This window comes from Hydrogenophaga sp. (assembly GCF_050250835.1).
Lineage (GTDB): Bacteria > Pseudomonadota > Gammaproteobacteria > Burkholderiales > Burkholderiaceae_C > Hydrogenophaga.
The window spans coordinates 40,827-57,943 of sequence record NZ_JBFWNX010000017.1; the positions used below are offsets into that span (position 1 = coordinate 40,827).

General features: G+C 65.7%; 17 protein-coding genes. 11 read left to right on the top strand and 6 right to left on the bottom strand.

Translation table 11 applies throughout. The annotated features are described in order from the left end of the window. The 10 genes from purL to AB7F11_RS18145 form a co-directional block, all read left to right on the top strand. The coding region (gene purL, locus AB7F11_RS18100) for a phosphoribosylformylglycinamidine synthase (RefSeq protein WP_428300283.1) at nt 1-2,180 on the top strand (2,180 nt) is incomplete at its 5' end. A 1-nt stretch (nt 2,181) separates the two neighbouring features. Then, nucleotides 2,182-3,000 carry a phytanoyl-CoA dioxygenase family protein gene (locus AB7F11_RS18105; protein WP_428300282.1) on the top strand — a complete coding sequence of 273 codons (819 nt, stop codon included), beginning with the start codon at nt 2,182-2,184 and terminating at the stop codon, nt 2,998-3,000. A 24-nt stretch (nt 3,001-3,024) separates the two neighbouring features. Further along, a complete protein-coding gene (locus tag AB7F11_RS18110) occupies nt 3,025-3,993 on the top strand; it encodes a DUF808 domain-containing protein (RefSeq protein WP_428300281.1) in 969 nt (322 codons plus the stop codon). Between the two features lie 300 nt (nt 3,994-4,293). Next, the gene (locus AB7F11_RS18115) at nt 4,294-5,505 is read left to right on the top strand and encodes a hypothetical protein (RefSeq protein WP_428300280.1); all 1,212 of its coding nucleotides are present in this window, start codon (nt 4,294-4,296) and stop codon (nt 5,503-5,505) included. Next, nucleotides 5,502-6,566: a hypothetical protein gene (locus AB7F11_RS18120; protein ID WP_428300279.1), complete on the top strand. Its 1,065-nt coding sequence runs from the start codon at nt 5,502-5,504 to the stop codon at nt 6,564-6,566. The genes AB7F11_RS18115 and AB7F11_RS18120 overlap by 4 nt, the downstream gene beginning before the upstream one ends. After that, nucleotides 6,563-7,831 carry a type II secretion system protein gene (locus AB7F11_RS18125; RefSeq protein ID WP_428300278.1) on the top strand — a complete coding sequence of 423 codons (1,269 nt, stop codon included), beginning with the start codon at nt 6,563-6,565 and terminating at the stop codon, nt 7,829-7,831. The genes AB7F11_RS18120 and AB7F11_RS18125 overlap by 4 nt, the downstream gene beginning before the upstream one ends. A 118-nt stretch (nt 7,832-7,949) precedes the next feature. Then, entirely contained in the window at nt 7,950-9,542 is a 1,593-nt protein-coding gene (locus AB7F11_RS18130; protein ID WP_428300277.1) for a toll/interleukin-1 receptor domain-containing protein, read from the top strand. Nucleotides 9,543-9,644: 102 nt separating this feature from the next. After that, entirely contained in the window at nt 9,645-10,202 is a 558-nt protein-coding gene (locus AB7F11_RS18135) for a hemerythrin domain-containing protein (protein ID WP_428300276.1), read from the top strand. Between the two features lie 63 nt (nt 10,203-10,265). Further along, nucleotides 10,266-11,015: an alpha/beta fold hydrolase gene (locus tag AB7F11_RS18140; RefSeq protein WP_428300275.1), complete on the top strand. Its 750-nt coding sequence runs from the start codon at nt 10,266-10,268 to the stop codon at nt 11,013-11,015. A 5-nt stretch (nt 11,016-11,020) separates the two neighbouring features. After that, nucleotides 11,021-11,761: a heparan-alpha-glucosaminide N-acetyltransferase gene (locus AB7F11_RS18145; protein WP_428300274.1), complete on the top strand. Its 741-nt coding sequence runs from the start codon at nt 11,021-11,023 to the stop codon at nt 11,759-11,761. Nucleotides 11,762-11,808: 47 nt separating this feature from the next. Here AB7F11_RS18145 and AB7F11_RS18150 read toward each other — a convergent pair whose 3' ends face one another. From AB7F11_RS18150 to AB7F11_RS18160, 3 genes are all read right to left on the bottom strand, one after another. Next, nucleotides 11,809-12,588, bottom strand: a complete 780-nt coding sequence (locus tag AB7F11_RS18150; RefSeq protein WP_428290835.1) for a foldase protein PrsA — start codon at nt 12,586-12,588, stop codon at nt 11,809-11,811. 98 nt (nt 12,589-12,686) lie between these two features. After that, on the bottom strand, nt 12,687-12,962 hold the full coding sequence (locus AB7F11_RS18155; RefSeq protein WP_428290834.1) for a BolA family protein: 276 nt from the start codon (nt 12,960-12,962) through the stop codon (nt 12,687-12,689). After that, nucleotides 12,959-13,501 carry a septation protein A gene (locus tag AB7F11_RS18160; RefSeq protein WP_428300800.1) on the bottom strand — a complete coding sequence of 181 codons (543 nt, stop codon included), beginning with the start codon at nt 13,499-13,501 and terminating at the stop codon, nt 12,959-12,961. Before AB7F11_RS18160 ends, AB7F11_RS18155 begins: the two co-directional genes overlap by 4 nt. Here AB7F11_RS18160 and AB7F11_RS18165 point away from each other — a divergent pair. Beyond that, nucleotides 13,500-14,594, top strand: coding sequence for a DUF533 domain-containing protein (locus AB7F11_RS18165; protein WP_428300801.1), 1,095 nt, complete (start codon nt 13,500-13,502; stop codon nt 14,592-14,594). The two genes, AB7F11_RS18160 and AB7F11_RS18165, sit on opposite strands and share 2 nt — an antisense overlap. 4 nt (nt 14,595-14,598) lie before the next feature. Here AB7F11_RS18165 and AB7F11_RS18170 read toward each other — a convergent pair whose 3' ends face one another. From AB7F11_RS18170 to msrB, 3 genes are all read right to left on the bottom strand, one after another. Then, nucleotides 14,599-15,621, bottom strand: a complete 1,023-nt coding sequence (locus AB7F11_RS18170) for an LLM class flavin-dependent oxidoreductase (RefSeq protein ID WP_428290831.1) — start codon at nt 15,619-15,621, stop codon at nt 14,599-14,601. A gap of 156 nt (nt 15,622-15,777) precedes the next feature. After that, on the bottom strand, nt 15,778-16,698 hold the full coding sequence (gene cysK / locus AB7F11_RS18175) for a cysteine synthase A (protein WP_428290830.1): 921 nt from the start codon (nt 16,696-16,698) through the stop codon (nt 15,778-15,780). Beyond that, a complete protein-coding gene (gene msrB / locus AB7F11_RS18180) occupies nt 16,695-17,114 on the bottom strand; it encodes a peptide-methionine (R)-S-oxide reductase MsrB (RefSeq protein WP_428290829.1) in 420 nt (139 codons plus the stop codon). The genes cysK and msrB overlap by 4 nt, the downstream gene beginning before the upstream one ends. Nucleotides 17,115-17,117: the final 3 nt, after the last annotated feature.

The window sequence follows — 17,117 nt, forward strand, 5'->3', positions numbered from 1 at the left end:
GCCCGCCCACCCCCCTGGACCTCACGGGCGTGAACCTGCAAAAGGCCGTGATCGACGTGCTCAGTCACCCCACCGTGGCCTCCAAGCGTTTCCTCGTCACCATCGGTGACCGCACTGTGGGTGGGCTCTCTCACCGTGACCAGATGGTCGGGCCCTGGCAGGTGCCGGTGGCAGACTGCGCGGTGACCCTGGCCGACTTCAAGGGCTTCGCCGGTGAGGCCATGAGCATGGGCGAGCGCACGCCGCTGGCCGCCCTCGACGCCGCTGCGTCGGGTCGCATGGCGGTGGCCGAGGCCATCACCAACCTGCTGGCTGCACCCATTGAACTGCCGCGCGTGAAGCTGTCCGCCAACTGGATGGCCGCCTGTGGTGAGCCGGGCGAAGACGCCGCGCTGTACGACACCGTCAAGGCAGTGGGCATGGCACTCTGCCCGGCACTGGGCATTTCCATTCCGGTGGGCAAGGACAGCCTGTCCATGCGCACGCAGTGGAAAGAAGGCGGAGAAACGAAAAAGGTGACCTCGCCAGTGAGCCTGATCGTGAGCGCATTTGCCACGCTGACCGACGTGCGAGGCACGCTCACGCCCCAGTTGAACAACGCCCTGGACGACACCACGCTGGTGCTGATCGACCTGGGCAAGGGCCGCCACCGCATGGGTGGCAGCGTGCTGGCCCAGGTGCTGGAGCAGGGCGGTGGCGAGGTGCCCGATCTCGACGATGCGCAGGACCTCGTGCGCCTGGTCAGCGCCGTGAACGCACTTCGTTCGCAGGGCCAGATACTGGCTTATCACGACCGCAGCGACGGTGGCCTGCTCGCCGCCGCCGCCGAAATGGCCTTTGCCGGCCACGTGGGCGTGGCGCTCAACGTGGACTTGCTGGTGACTGAAGGCGACGGCATCAGCGACAGCCGTGCCGAGATGGGTGACGCCAAGAACTGGGCGGGGCAGGTCAGCGCGCGGCGCGAAGAACTCACGCTCAAGGCGCTGTTCAGCGAGGAGCTGGGCGTGGTGCTTCAGGTGAGAACCGAGGACCGCAACGCCGTGATGCAGGTCCTGCGCCAGCATGGTCTTTCCAGGCACAGCCACTTTGTCGGCAAGACGCGCCCGGCTTCTTCGGCCATCGACGCGGGCAAGGGCGAGTTGCAGGTCTGGCGCGATGCCAGGGCCGTGTTCTCGGCCAGCCTGTTCGACCTGCACCAGGTGTGGGACAGCGTGAGCTGGAAAATCAACCAGCAGCGCGACAACCCCGCCTGTGCAGATGCCGAACACGCGGCGGCTGGTCAACCCGACGATCCGGGCCTGCACACGAAGCTCACCTTTCACCCCGACGCAGAAACACCCGTTCGCCCTGAGCTTGTCGAAGGGCATCCAGGCCACACGACTTCGACAAGTTCAGCCCGAACGGGGGTTTTGCTCTCCCGCCCCAGGGTCGCCATCCTGCGCGAGCAGGGCGTGAACTCACACGTGGAAATGGCCTACGCCTTCACGCTGGCGGGTTTCGAGGCGTTCGACGTGCACATGACCGATCTGCAGACCGGCCGCGCGAAGCTGGCCGACTTCCAGGGCGTGGTCGCCTGCGGCGGCTTCAGCTACGGCGACACGCTGGGCGCGGGTATCGGCTGGGCGCGCAGCATCACCTTCAACCCCGCGCTGTCGGCGCAGTTCCAGGGCTTCTTCGCCCGCACCGACACCTTTGGCCTGGGCGTTTGCAACGGTTGCCAGATGTTCGCCGAACTGGCCGACATCATTCCGGGTGCCGAAGCCTGGCCGCGTTTCACCACCAACCAGAGCGAGCGTTTCGAGGCGCGCCTGTCGATGGTGGAAGTGCTTGAATCGCCCAGTCTGTTCTTCCAGGGCATGGCCGGCACGCGCCTGCCCATTGCCGTGGCACACGGCGAGGGTTACGCCAACTTCCATCACCGGGGAGACGCGTCCAGGGCCATCGCTGCGATGCGCTTCACCGACAACAAGGGCGTGGCCACCGAGGCCTACCCCTTCAACCCCAATGGCAGCCCGGGCGGACTCACAGGGGTGACCACCGCCGACGGCCGTTTCACCGCGCTCATGCCACACCCCGAACGGGTGTTCCGAAACATCCAGATGAGCTGGACCGATCAGGACCGATCGGCCCACAGTGGCTGGATGCGCCTATGGCACAACGCGCGCAAGTGGGTCGGGTGACATGGCCCGCACGCTGGCGCTCGATGCGGAGGTGGTCGAAGGCTATCTTCGCGACGGTGCCGTGGTGCTGCGCGGCGCACTGAATGCCCGCGAACTTGCCAGGCTGGAAGAGGGTATCGAATACAACCTGGCCCACCTGAGCCCGCTCGCACTGGTGGCCAGCGAGGCCGACGACCCCGGGCGATTTGTCGAGGATTTCTGCACCTGGCAGGACAACGCGGCCTACCGCGAAGTCCTGCAACAGTCGGCGCTGCCGCACGTGGCAGCGCAACTCATGCAGAGCCGCGAGGTGCGCCTGTACCACGACCATCTTCTGGTCAAGGAGCCGGGCACCCGACAGCCTACGCCCTGGCACCAGGACCAGCCTTATTACAACGTGAGTGGTCGCCAGAACGTGAGTTTCTGGATTCCCGTGGACCCGGTACCGCTGCCGAGCACGTTGCGCTTCGTGGCCGGTTCCCACGAAGGCACCTGGTACATGCCGCGCACCTTCCGCGACCAGCAGGCGAAATGGTTTCCCGAGGGCGCACTGGCCGAACTGCCTGCCATTGACACCCAGCCCGATGAATTTCGCCAGCTCGCCTGGGCGCTGGAGCCTGGCGATTGCGTGGCCTTTCACATGCTGAGCCTGCACGCCTCCAGTGGGGTGGGACCGGCACAGCGGCGACGCGTGTTCTCGGCGCGCTACCTGGGCCAGGATGCCCGCCACGCGCCACGGCCCTGGCGAACCTCTCCGCCGTTTGCGGGTCTTGCCGACCGCCTGGGCGATGGCGCGCCACTCGACGACCCGATGTTTCCCTTGGTCTGGCCCGGGCGCTGACCTCCATTTCAACAGGACCACACCATGGCCGGAACCAGTCTGCTCGCCCTGATCGACGACATTGCCACGCTGCTCGACGATGTGGCGGTGATGACCAAGGTCGCTGCGCGGCAGGGGCTCTCGGCGGCCGACGACGTGGCCGCGATGACCCAGGTGGCCGCCAGGAAAACCGCCGGCGTGCTGGGCGACGACCTGGCCCTCAACGCTCAGCAGGTCACGGGCGTGCGAGCCGACCGCGAATTGCCCGTGGTGTGGGCGGTGGCCAAAGGCTCTCTGCTCAACAAAGCCATCCTGGTGCCGGCGGCGCTGATCATCAGCGCCTTCGCACCCTGGGCCATCACACCGCTGCTCATGCTCGGGGGCCTCTTCCTGTGTTTCGAAGGAGCCGAGAAGCTCTGGCACGCATTCGGATCGCACAAGCCCGACGCGCAGGCACATCACCAGGAACTGGTCGAGGCCGTGGCCAACGAAAACCTCGATCTGGTCGCCTTCGAGAAAGAGAAAATCAAGGGCGCCATCCGGACCGACTTCATCCTTTCGGCCGAGATCATCGTGATCACTCTGGGCACGGTGGCCGCTGTCGGCATGGGCCAGCGGGTGGCGGTGCTGGTCGGCATCTCCCTGCTCATGACGGTGGGGGTATACGGCCTTGTCGCCGGCATCGTCAAGCTCGATGACCTCGGTCTCCACCTCAATGAACAGGCTGCCGCCTGGAAGCGCTCGCTGGGTCGCGGCATCCTGGCCGCCGCCCCATGGCTGATGAAGACACTTTCCGTGCTCGGCACCGCCGCCATGTTCCTCGTGGGTGGGGGCATCCTGGTGCATGGCATTCCCGCCGTGGGCCATGGCATCGAGGCATTTGCCGCCACGCTGGGCTGGATCGGGCCGGTGGTCTCCAGCCTCGCCGGGGCCATCGCCGGCTTGGTGGCTGGCGCGATGGTGGTGCTCGCGGTGAGCCTGCTTTCCCGCCTGCGCGGTCCTGCACGCGCATAGGCCCCGGGCCGTGCTTTCGCCCGCTGCGCCATCTCCGTCGGCCTTCCTGCATGTCATCAATTTGACATGCAACCGACACGGCCCTTTCATGACCACCTCGCACACTTCCCGCTGACGAACACGGCCGCCACGAACGGCTGATTTCACACGGTGTGCGACTGGAACGGCCTGCTTGTGCCGCCATGCACTCGACCCTGATCACTCATGCGGTGGTCCGGCAATCGTTGGGTTGAATCGAAGATGACTTTGCCTTTCCGCCGTTTTTCCAGGCAACCTGCGCGAGCCTCAACACAACGCGGCATGGCCGCCATCGCCATGTCGCTCCTGTCGGTGGCTGTGGCAGGCTCGGCCCTTGGCGGCGCCCTTCTGCAGAAGTCAACACTCAGGCTGGCTCAGACGAGTGAGCAGCGCGACATGCTGGTGTGGGCCGAACAAGCCGTGCAAGGCTTTGCCGCCGTGCATGGGCGATTGCCCTGTCCGGCGCGCATGCGTTCGGGCCCGGAAGACTGCACGAGCGGCCAGGCCAAGGGTTGGCTCCCTTTGGGCACGCTGCTGGCGATGCCCGATGACACGCGCGATGTCGCCCGGATGTCTGCGCCTCACCGCTGGCCCATCCGCTACATGGTGAATCGCACGGCCGGCGGGGACCGCGAAGACATGGCCGTGTCCCAGGCACTGTTTCAGCCCGCGTTTCCCACTGGCGAGCGGCCGGCCGCTTATCCGACGGATACCGTCAGCACCCTGGATCTGTGCGAGCGGCTGGAGGCAGCAAGCGGGTTTGCCAGGCCCTGGCGCGATTCATCGAGTGCGGCATTGGACATTGGCACGCCGGTCAATGTGGAGCAACTCGCTTTCGGCATCGCCGTGGCTGCGCAAGGCGCATCTGACGCCGCATCGGGCTTGAATGCCGATTTCGCCATGCCCATGATGGAATCGGCATGGCGACCCACAGACAGCGCCTACAGCGACAAGGTCACCCTCGCAACGCCCTCGAAGGTCCATGAAGCCCTGGGATGCAACAGTGCGACATCGTCCCTGGACGCCATGGCTCTGGCGGCTGCCTGGGTCGACCACGCAGCTGCCACTCGCGTGGCCAACATGGAGAGAGCCAGGCGAACCGCGGAGCTCACCGAACTGGGGGTGATGTCCGATGCCTTCTACCTGGTGGATTCGCTGGCGGATCTGAGCAACGGCGTCTACAACATGGCGGACAACACCCGCAGGATGGTCATCGCGGCGCTCAAGCCAACACTCTGGCCCTACGTCCCGGTACACCAGTCCGGCATCTCAAAGGGGGCAGCGGGCGTCGCACTCTCGGCGGTGGACACCGCACGCAACACCACCACCCTGGCGCTTCGCATTCAACAGGCTCGGGCTTTGAGGGAGTCGGCCGAGGCAGCGGCCAGTCAGCGTGTCTGGGACGGTGCGTTGCAAATGCTGCTCTCTGCCCATCAGACGGGCCTGGCAGCGGGCATGGGGCAGATCGCGGGAATTCAGGCTGCCGACCTATGAATCGCATGCCGTGCGCAGGGGCGCCGCGCCAGCACCAGATCGGCTGGGGACTGCTGGAGGCGGTGGTGGTGGTCGCCCTGGCGGGGCTCATGGCGACGGGGTTCTGGAAGTCTCTGGAGTTGGTCGGGTCCAACAACCGGCAAATCAAGGCCCGGGAAACCTTGCAGCGTGTCGAAGACGCGCTGTATGGACTGGCCGTGCGAGATCATCGGTTGCCCATGCCGGTCGATGCCGCCGAGTCCGCGCATGCACCCGACCATTGGGAAGGTTGGTTGCCCGCCGATGTGCTGGTCACCGAACCACCCAGAAGCATCCGGTACTTGGTGAGCAAGTCACTGACGCGCCCTCCTGCCGTGGCGTACCGAGCCGATCCATGGGGCATGCTGGGCAATGCGGTCGCCGATCGCACCGACGCCAACGGACTGGATCTGTGCCTGAGGGTCATCCAGCAGGAACAGGCCGGACTGGATGGTGGCGTGACGCCCAGACTTGCGTTTCGCCTGCAGCAGGACGGCATGTCTGAACGTGGTGCCAGCGGCACCGGGCCATCGCAGGCGCAAGACGTTCGCGCTGTGGGCATCCTCAACCTGATACACCGGCTGGGCTGCATACCGGCGATTGCACGGCTGGCCACGGAGGTGAAGGCAGCCACGCTGGCATCTGACCTGCAAGAGATCGCTGAACTGAACGTGAGATTGCGCAGCCTGGCTGTCCAGTCGGCAGTGGAATCCCTCGTGAATCATCAATGGCGGCTGGTCAATGTGGCTGCCCGTCTGGCGGCCAGTTCCTGGAACCTGGTGGCCACCAAGTTGACAGGTGCAACGACGCCGCTCGGGGCCCTGAAGGTAGCCACCAACATCGCCGGATTTTCGTTTGAGGCGGCTCGTCTGGCGCTGGTCATGGACTATTCCATCGAAATGGCCGGTCGGGCGCGGGCCAAGGTTGGGCAGGAGGCCCATTTGCGCGACCAAGCTCGATCCGTGGCAGCCGATCGCGACGAGGAGCGCCTCTGGCGTTTGCAACAGGTGCAGGCACTCCAGTTGAAGGGACTGATGCCATGAGCATCACACCCATGCGATACGGACATGCGAGCCGAAGACAGAGAGGCATGACCCTGGTGGAGACCGCAGTGGCCATGGCCGTCATGGGCGTGGCCAGCCTCGTGCTGTGGCAGGCGGTCGGCGCGACACGGGTCCTGGAGGGTCACGCCCGAGCTGCGGCGGAACTGGAGCGTTCGGAAGCTGCGGTGCGGGCGTTCGCAGCGGTGCATCGGCGCTTTCCGTGTCCTGCCACCATCGCCAATGGACTGGAGTCCTGCGAGTCGCTTCAGACGTCGGGCTTCTTGCCGTATCTGACGCTGGGTTTGCCAGAGGTGAAATTCACGCGCATTCGCTATTCGCTGGATTCGGCTCTGGGTGTCGGGCGCAGTTCCTTCACGGTATTGGTGAACGATCGAAACATAGATCGCGATAGCGATCCACGCGCTGCCCCAGTGGCCCTCAAAAAGCTGCTGCCGCAAGGCTACGACGGCATGCTGGACCTGTGCAACGGGCTCTCACGCGTCCTGGAGCGCGGAGCTGCAGCCTACCTGCTTGAGCTGGAGTCCCCCGACCTACTGGTTCCGCCCGCTCAGCCCGCCAATCAACCCGTGCGTGCGGTCAGCGCGTCCCAGATATCAAGCTACCTCGGTTGTGACGCCATGGTGTCGGTGGCAGGACGTGGCCAATACAACGCCCACCTGGCGGCCTCCATCATGAGCAAGGCCACGCAGGACCATCGCACGCAGTCCGAGGTGGCTTACGCCATCCACAACTGGAACCTGGCCGAGGGCGTTTGGAGTTTTGCCAATGGCATGTATGCCGCCATGAAGAAATGGGCCAAGCTCATTCAGACGTCATCCGCGCTGGATGCGAACATCTGGAGCAAGCCGGGGCCTTTCGCTGCATTGCATGTCAAGGCAATCGCCGATCAAGCCATGGAGTTCGTCGGGCTGGCATCAAGACTCTCCAACCTGACGCGCTACATCCATCAACTCGACATCGCCCAGGAAAACCGAAGATTGCACAACCAGATGGTGGTCGAATCCCTGAACCTGTACAACCAGGTGACGCAACACGCCTTGAAAGCCAGTTCCAGCGCCTATTTCATCGAGGAACAGACGCGGACCCCGGAGTTGCCCCAGATGCCGGGGGCGGCTGTGGACTACGGCTTCAACGAACAGGCGCAAGCGCTGGCCACCGAAAGCAAGGCGCTGGCGGACATCCTGGGCCAGGGTGGCCTGCTGGCACCCTACACGGCCTTGCCCTCCGATGCTCGCGGTCGTTAGTTAGGCACTGCGTCTGCACGAGTGCCTCGTCGCTCCCTGTTTTGTGGATGGTGCCTGCCGGCACCTGCGCCGTAGAATGGCCCGGTCACCTCACCGGCGGCACAAGGGCCTTCGCTGCATGGACGGGATCTTCATCAGTTACCGGCGCGACGATACGGCGGGCTACGCCGGGCGTCTGTACGACCGCCTGGCCGGACATTTCGGCGCCGAGCGGGTGTTCATGGACGTGGAAGGCATCGAACCGGGCACGGACTTCGTCACAGCCATCGAAAACGCCGTGGGCTCCTGCCGCGTGCTCATCGTCGTCATGGGCGATGAATGGCTGAACACCTCCGACGCGGCCGGCCGTCGTCGTCTGGATGACCCGAACGACTTCATCCGGCTGGAAACCGTCATCGCACTCAAGCGCGGCATCCGGGTGGTGCCCGTGCTGGTGGACGGCGCACCCATGCCACGCGCCGAGGATCTGCCCGAAGACCTGCGCCCGCTTGCCCGACGCCAGGCCATCGAGGTCAGCCACAAGCAGTGGGAAGCCTCCACGGCCGAACTCGTTCGTGCCATGGAGGGCTTGTTGTCGGACGGTGCCGCAACCATGGCGCCACCTGCGGCGCCGCCGATGCCGCCCGAGAACAGCCCGTCGCACGGGAAGGGGGATGCGCAGAGGCGCCGATGGCCGTGGGTGCTGGGTGGCTTGGCCGTGTTCTGCGCTGTCGTGGCCGGCGGGTGGTGGTCTTCGCAAGATTCGTCTCCGCCAGAAGAAGCCGATGCATCGAACCGGCCTGTTCTGAGCGCAGATGCTGCGGCGCCAGAGGGCATGCCGAAGCCCGAACCCGCAGCAGCGGCCGTGGCCACGGCGCCTGCGCCCGTGGAGGTGGCGGCAGCGCCCTCGCGGCCTCCAGGTGGCGCCTCTGCGCCGCCGGCCCGCTCGGCGGCGCTCACCCGGCCAGCGCCGGCCGCAGACCCTCCGGCACGCACAGCGGCATCGCCACCAGTGGCTCCACCGAACACATCCGCACCGACACCGACACCGACACCGACACCGACACCGACACCGACACCGACACCGACTCCCGCTCCGGCGCCCGCGCCTCCCAGGACCGCCCCAACGCCCGAACCGGCACGCAGTGCGGCGGTAGACGCGCGCCTGCCGCGGGTGGGCGAGACCTGGACCTACCGCACCAGTGGCAAGTGGCCGACCAGTCCGAAACGCAACCTGGTGATCGGGGTGCAGGCGGTGACCAGCAGCCATGTCACCGACAGCTTGCGGGCCGACTCGGCCAGTGGCATGGCGGCCGAAGTGCGCAACTCGCCTGGTGGTGCGCCGGGCTTCGTCAACTGGAGCGTGCTGGGCCTCGAATTCAGTCCCTATCTGGGGGCCTTCAACGAGCTTGCAGGGCTGGGCGTGCAGCGCGGATTTGCCACCCCAAGTGCAGATGGCCAGTGGGGGCAGTGGTACTCGGAAGCCCGCGTGCTGGGCCAGGAAGCCGTCACGGTGCCGGCTGGGCGCTTCAATGCCTACAAGGTCGAGGTATCGAGCAACCGACAACCGAGTGGCGGCGCCGGGTCCATGCAGACCGAGCCGGTGCGCATTCATTACCTGATCTGGTACGCCCCGGAGGTCAAGCGCTACGTGAAGATGCAGCGCCGACTCATCGTGGCCTCGGGCGCAGAAAACGAGAAGGACTTGTTCGAGCTGGTGTCCCATCGCTGAAGCCGTGCGGCTTGACCTGCATCAAGCCGGCATCTGCAGCGCTGCCTAGACTCCATGTGTCTGTCGGGGCGGGTCCCGGCGACCTGTCAGGAAATCCACGCCATGAACACCTTCCCACTCGCCGCGAACGCCGGCCCCGCGTCGGCGAACACCCCCATCACCAACTTCACCGACTGCCACGCAGGCATCCTCCGGCAGCTGCGCTCGCTCGACGAGTTGGCCAGCCTGCTGAGCGCCGCGCAGCGCGCACGACAGATTGCCACCGAGGCGCTGGGATTCTTCCGCGAGGCTGTCTTCGAGCACCACGTCGATGAAGAGCGCGAACTCTTTCCCGCCGTGCTGGCCAGCGCCGGGACCGAAGCCGAACGCAACCGGGTAAAGGCCATGACCGAGCGCCTCACCTTGGAGCATCGCGCCATCGAGAAGCAATGGAAATCGCTGGAGAAGCCACTTAAATACGTGGCCAAAGGCCAGGATGCAGACCTGGACGTTCAGGACCTCTACCGCCTGGTGGAAACGTATGCCGCGCACGCCGGCTACGAGGAGGCCGAATTCCTTCCGCTGGCCCAGGAAATCCTTTCCCGCAACAGCAACCACATGGCGGCGCTGGGCCTTTCCCTGCACATGAAACACGTGCCGCAACCGCCTGCTTACATCTGAGTCCCCGCCCGATCGCGGGCAAGGCAGAATCCGGTGATTCCACAGCATCTCCGGAGCATCGCCTTGATCACACAGCCTCCAGCGGAAACCGCGTTCGTGCTCGTACACGGTGCCTGGCACGGCGCCTGGTGCTGGCGGCGCGTGCTGCCTCTGCTGCATGCTGCAGGGGTGCCGGCCTACGCCGTGACGCTCACCGGCGTGGGGGAGCGTGCCCATCTGCTGAGCCCGGCGGTGGATTTGCACACCCACGTCCAGGACGTGATGGGCCTGATTGAGGCGGAAGAACCCACGCGCCTGGTGCTGGTGGGACACAGCTACGCGGGCATGGTGGTCACTGGCGTGGCCGACCGCCTTCAACGCGAACGCCCTGGTGCGCTGGCTCATCTGGTCTACCTCGACGCTGCGGTGCCGTACCCCGGTGACAGCTGGAGCAGTCACCACTCGGCCGAAACGAAGCAGGCCCGCATCGAGGCATCCAGGACCAGCGGGGGGTTGAGTTTCCCCCCGCCCGATGCCGCCATCTTCGGCCTCACGGGAAACGACCGCGACTGGGTGAACCGGCGGCAGACCCCACAGCCCTTTCGCGTGTACCAGCAGCCGCTGGATTTCGACGCCGAACGTCTGGCCTCGGTGCCACGCACCTTCATCGACTGCACTTCGCCCGCCCTGGCCACCATTGCCCCGGCCCGACTGCGGGTGCGCAACGAACCGGGCTGGCAGGTGCTGGAAATGGCCACCGGCCACGACCCCATGGTGAGCGAACCCCGGGCCCTGGCCGAGTTGCTGCTGGGCATTCACCGCGACAGCGCCTGAGCCTCATGACCCAGCGTCTGGACCGCATCGACCTGCTGCGCGCCGCGGCCATGCTGTGGATGACGGCCTACCATTTCTGCTTCGACCTGAATTTCTTCGGCCTTCTGAGGGAGGACTTCTACCGCGATCCGTTCTGGACCTGGCAGCGCTCGGCCATCGTGAGCCTGTTTCTCTTCACGGCCGGTCTGTCTCAGGCGGTTGCCGTGCATCAGGGGCAACCCTGGGCGCGCTTCTGGCGGCGTTGGCTGCAGGTCGCAGGCGCAGCCCTGTTGGTCACAGCCGGTTCGCTGCTGGTGTTTCCCCGCAGCTTCATCTACTTCGGGGTGCTGCACGGCATTGCGGTCATGCTGGTCGTGGCGCGGGTCACGGCGGGGTGGGGCGTCTGGCTGTGGCCGCTCGGTGCGCTGGTGATCGCTCTGAAGTTCGCTGCACCTCCGGCCATGGCGGCCTGGCCGGCCTTGGAGGTGTTCAACGGCCCCTGGCTCAACTGGCTCGGCTTCATCAACCGCAAGCCAATCACCGAAGACTACGTGCCGTTGCTGCCCTGGCTCGGCGTGGTCTGGTGGGGCCTGGCCGCCGGGCAGTGGGCTCTGCGGCAGCGGCGCAACTGGCTCGAGGTGGGTGGCGGCAATACCAGCGGCCTGCGGCGTGGGCTCGTCAACCTGGGGCGCTGGAGCCTTTCCTACTACCTCCTGCACCAGCCGGTGCTGATGGGGTTGATCTGGCTGGGCACGCGCCTGTCGTGACGAAAAAAAAGCGCGGACCTGCCGCGCTTTTCACAGGCAGTGCCGCCTTACTGAATCTTGGCCTTGTCGCGCAGATTCTGCTGGAAGTCCTTGAGCTTCTGTTGCTGCATCTGCTGGGCGATCTGCGGCTTGATGTCGTCGAACTTCGGCATCTCCGCCTGACGGACGTCGTCCAAGCGGATGACGTGCCAGCCGAACTGGCTCTTCACCGGTTCCGCGGTCATCTGGCCCTTTTCCAGCTTCACCATGGCTTCGGAGAACTCGGGCACGTAGCTGGCCGCTGCGGCCCAGTCGAGGTCGCCGCCATTGGCGCCGGAACCGGCGTCCTTGGATTGCTTCTTGGCGATGTCTTCAAACTTGGCGCCGCCCTTGAGCGACTTGATGACGGCCTTGGCCTCGTCTTCCTTTTCCACCAGGATGTGGCGGGCACGGTACTCCTTGCCGCTGTTGGCCGCCACGAGCTGGTCGTACTCGGCCTTGAGATCGGCCTCGGTCACCGGATTCTTCTTCTGGAAGTCGGCAAACAGGGCGCGAATCATGATGGTCTCGCGGGCCAGCGCCATCTGGTTCTTGAATTCCGGGCTGGAAGCCACGCCGCGCTTCTGCGCTTCCTGCATGAAGATCTCACGCAACACCACTTCTTCCTTGAGCTGCGCACGGATCGAATCGTCCACGGGCCGCCCGGATGCGGCAAGCTGCTCGGCCAGCACGTTCAACCGTGCGACTGGAACCGGCTTGCCGTTGACAACGGCCACGTTCTGAGCGCTGGCCAGCGAGGCGGTCGTGATCAGCACGGCCGCAGTCAGGGCCGACAGGGAGAATTTCATGGTATTCCTCGGATGAAAAAAGGGTTGGAGCTGTCCCGCGCAGAGGGGTTCAGCGAACAGGTATCAGAACGTAGCGCCTGTCTGGGTGATGCCGGGATTCAGACCCTGATCTCGATGGCCAGGGCGTGCAGGCCGGCGTCGGTGAATTTTTGCAGCGCATCATACACAAGGCGGTGCTGTGCCACGCGGGTCCTGCCGGTGAAGGCTGGCCCCCCGATGCGCACCCGGAAATGGGTGCCGAAACCCAGCCCGTTGGCACCTGAATGCCCGGCGTGCGCCGCGCTTTCGTCGATCACCTCCAGTACGGTAGGCGACAAAGCCTCGCGCAAGCGCGCCTCGATGGCGTGGGCGGTGGGTACGCCTGGATCGGTCATGATTTTTCCACCACGTCGTCCTTGAGGTAACGCGAGATGTACAGGCCCTGGCCGACGATGAAGACCACCGGAAAGATGTAGCCCCAGAGCTTGAAATCGACCCAGAACTCGGTGGAAAAGTACGCTGCCACGTAGCCGTTGATCGCCGCCATGAACAGGAAATAGGCGATCCAGGCCACGGTGAGCCGTGCCCAGACCGGCTCGGGCAGCTTGAGCTGGCTGCCCAGCAGGAGCTGCAGGAAGTTTTTCTTCCAGATCCAGAGGGCGGCAGCGAGCACGATGGCCATGCTGGCGTAGAGCACCGTAGGCTTCCATTTGATGAAGCGCTCGTCCTGCAGGAAGAGGGTGAGCGCGCCGAAAACCAGCACCAGAGCCAATGTGACTTTGTGCAAGGTCTGCAAGCGCCGGTCAATGGCGTAGATCAGGCCGGTCTGCACCAGGGTGGCCACCATGAGCACGGCCGTGGCGGTGTAGATGTCGGCCATCTTGTACGCCGCCACGAAAAGCGCAATGGGGAAAAAGTCGATGAGGAAACGCATGGGAGAGATTATCGGGCTTGGCACTGGGCACAGACTTAAGCGGGGCTTGGGAAGGAACTCCCTTCGGGCCCGCAGACTCTTTCAATCGACCCGATCGCACCGATCGACATCTTCAAGGAATCGTTTCGTCATGTCCCCTCAGGAACAACAATCCATCCTCTGTGTTGCCCTGCTGGCCGCCTTTGCCGATGGCAACAAGGCCGATGCCGAACGCGAGTCGATCCGGCAGATGGCCGACACCCTCGGCCACGAGGCCGGAGGCGCAGGCCTGACCCGGCTGTACCAGGACGTGCTGCTCAAGCGCGTGTCGCTGAACGATGCGGTGGCCGGACTGCAGGACCCAGGGCAGCGCCAGCTGGCCTACGAGATGGCGGTGTGTGTGTGCGACGCAGATGGCCGCCAGAGCCCGGCCGAATGCGCGTTCCTCTCCGACCTGAAAGCGCGCCTGAAGCTCGATGCCTCTGAGGCTGCCGCCTTTGAACGGGAGGCCGATGCCGTGGTGCAGGCCGCAGAGGTGGCGGTGCCCGCGGCGGTTCCCGTGCCCGCAACTGCGGTGGCAACGCCCGCACCCACGCAGGCGCTCCATGCCGAGCTGGACAAATCCATACTGAACTATGCGTTGCTCAACGGCGCGCTCGAACTGCTTCCACAGTCCTGGGCCTCCATGGCCATCATCCCTTTGCAGGTGAAGATGGTCTACGCCATCGGCAAGGCGCACGGGGTGGAGCTGGACCAGGGCCACATCCGCGAATTCATTGCCGCCGTGGGCGTGGGCCTGACCTCGCAATACCTGGAGCAATTCGGTCGCAAGTTGCTGGGCGGCCTGCTGGGCAAGGCCGCAGGGCGCACGTTAGGTGGCATCGGCCGCGCGGCCACCGGCATGGCGTTTTCCTTTGCCACCACGTACGCGCTGGGCCAGGTGGCCAAGCGTTACTACGCGGGCGGGCGGGTGATGAGCACCGAGCTGCTCAGGCAGACCTTCCAGGATCTGCTCGGCCCCGCCAAGCAGATGCAGACGCAGTACCTGCCGCAGATCCGGCAGAAGGCGGCGACGCTGGACGCCGGTCAGATCATGCAGATGATCCGCAGGTAGCGCGTCAGGCCAGTTGCGGCGTGTGCTGGCTGGCCATGGCCTCGGCCGTGAGGCTGAGCGAGCGCAGGCGCAGCGCCGGGTCGTACAGGTCGCTCACGATCATGAACTCGTCGGCCTCGGTGGCTTCGGCGAGTGTGGTCAGCCCTTCGCGCACGGTTTCGGGTCCGCCAATGACGGCCATGGCCAGGAAATCGGCGATGCCCGCGCGCTCCTGAGGGTGCAGGCGCTCCATGAAGTTTTCCACCGGCGGCGGCAACAGGCCGCGCCGTCCGGTCAGGATGCCCAGCACGCGCTGGTAGGTGCTGCTGGCGAGGAACTCGGCTTCGGCGTCGGTGGGCGCGGCGATCAGCGGCACGCCCACGATGGCGTAGGGCTTGTCCAGCGTGGCCGAGGGCTGGAACTGGCGGCGGTACACGTCCAGCGCCTGCATGAGCAAGCGCGGCGCAAAGTGAGAGGCGAATGCATAGGGCAGGCCTCGCTCGGCCGCAAGGCGCGCCGAAAACAGGCTGGAGCCCAGCAGCCAGATCGGCACGTTGGTGCCCGCGCCCGGATTGGCGATCAGACGCTGACCGGGCTGAGCCGGGCCCAGCAACTGCTGCAGTTCGGCCACGTCGCGCGGGAAATCGGCCTCGGTTTCCACGCGGTCCCGGCGCAGCGCGCGCATGGTGTGCGGATCGGTGCCCGGCGCACGGCCCAGGCCCAGGTCGATGCGGCCGGGGTAGAGCTCGGCCAGCGTGCCGAAGGCCTCGGCCACCACCAGCGGTGCATGGTTGGGAAGCATGACACCGCCCGAGCCCACGCGCATGTGCTTGGTGCCTCCCGCAATGTGGCCCACCAGCACGGCGGTGGCCGAGCAGGCAATGCCGCTCATGTTGTGGTGCTCGGCGAGCCAGTAGCGCGTGAAGCCCAGCGATTCGGCGTGCTGCGCGGTGCGCAGCGCCACGGCCAGCGCGTCGGCCACGCTGCCGCCTTCGCGCACGGCAACCAGATCGAGCATGGACAGGCGGATGTCGGAGAGTGTTTTCATGTAAGTCTGTCGTCGCGTTGCTTGTCACCCGCATCGTAGACACCGGCCCCATCCTGGGACGCCGAGGGTCCGGCTCCGCCGGCCCCAGGTATCGCCCCCTACCCGCCGAAGGCGAGAGAGAAGGGAGGCGCCGTAGGCGACGCGGGGGGTGTTTCTTTATGCCGGCAGGAATCCTTCGACGGACAGGTAGCGTTCGCCGGTGTCGTAGTTGAACCCCAGCACGACGGCGTTGGCCGGCAGCTCGGGCAGCTTCTGGGCGATGGCAGCGAGCGTGGCACCCGAAGAAATGCCGACCAGCATGCCCTCCTCGCGCGCGCATCGGCGCGCCATCTCGCGTGCCGGCTCGGCATCGACCTGAATCACGCCATCGAGCAGGCTCTTGTCGAGGTTGTCGGGAATGAAACCGGCGCCGATGCCCTGGATGGGGTGGGGCGAGGGGCTGCCACCAGAGATGACGGGCGAAGCCGCCGGCTCCACGGCAAACACCTGCAGTTTCGGCCAGCGCGCCTTGAGCACGCGCGCCACGCCCGTGATGTGACCGCCCGTGCCCACGCCGGTGATGATCGCATCTACGCCATCGGGAAAGTCTGCAGCGATCTCCTCGGCCGTGGTGCGCACATGCACCTCCACATTGGCCGGGTTGTTGAACTGCTGCGGCATCCATGCGCCGGGTGTGCTGGCCACGATCTCCTCGGCACGAGCGATCGAGCCCTTCATGCCTTTCTCGCGCGGCGTCAGGTCGAAACTGGCGCCGTAGGCCAGCATCAGGCGGCGGCGCTCGACCGACATGCTGTCGGGCATCACCAGAATGAGCTTGTAACCCTTGACGGCGGCCACCATGGCCAGGCCGATGCCGGTGTTGCCAGAGGTCGGCTCGACAATGGTGCCGCCAGGTTTCAGCGCACCGCTTTTCTCGGCGTCTTCCACCATGGACAGGGCGATGCGGTCCTTGATGGAGCCGCCAGGGTTGCTGCGCTCCGATTTGATCCAGACCTGCTGGCTCGCCTTGCCGAACAAGCGCTGGACGCGAATGTGAGGGGTGCGGCCGATGGTCTGGAGAATGGTCTGGGCTTTCATGGCGTGTCCTTGGTGGGCTGGTGCTCCAGCGAAGCGGAATTCATGCAGTAGCGCAGTCCGGTGGGCGTGGGGCCATCCGGGAATACGTGGCCCAGGTGCGCGCCGCACTGGCTGCACACGGTTTCCACGCGAACCATGCCGTGGCTGCGGTCGGTGATTTCGGTGATCGCTCCAGGCACGGCCTGCGAAAAGCTGGGCCAACCGCAGCCGGCGTCGAACTTGGTGCTGGCGTCGAACAGGGTGTTGCCGCAGCAGATGCAGTGGTAGCTGCCATCGGCCCAGACCTCCTCGTACTTGCCACTGTAGGGTCGTTCGGTGGCCGCCTGGCGCGTCACTTCGAACGCTCGCGGCTCGGCGCCCTTGCTGGCCAGCAGTTCACGCCACTCGGCTTCGGTCTTCTGGACGGGAAAGTTCATGCG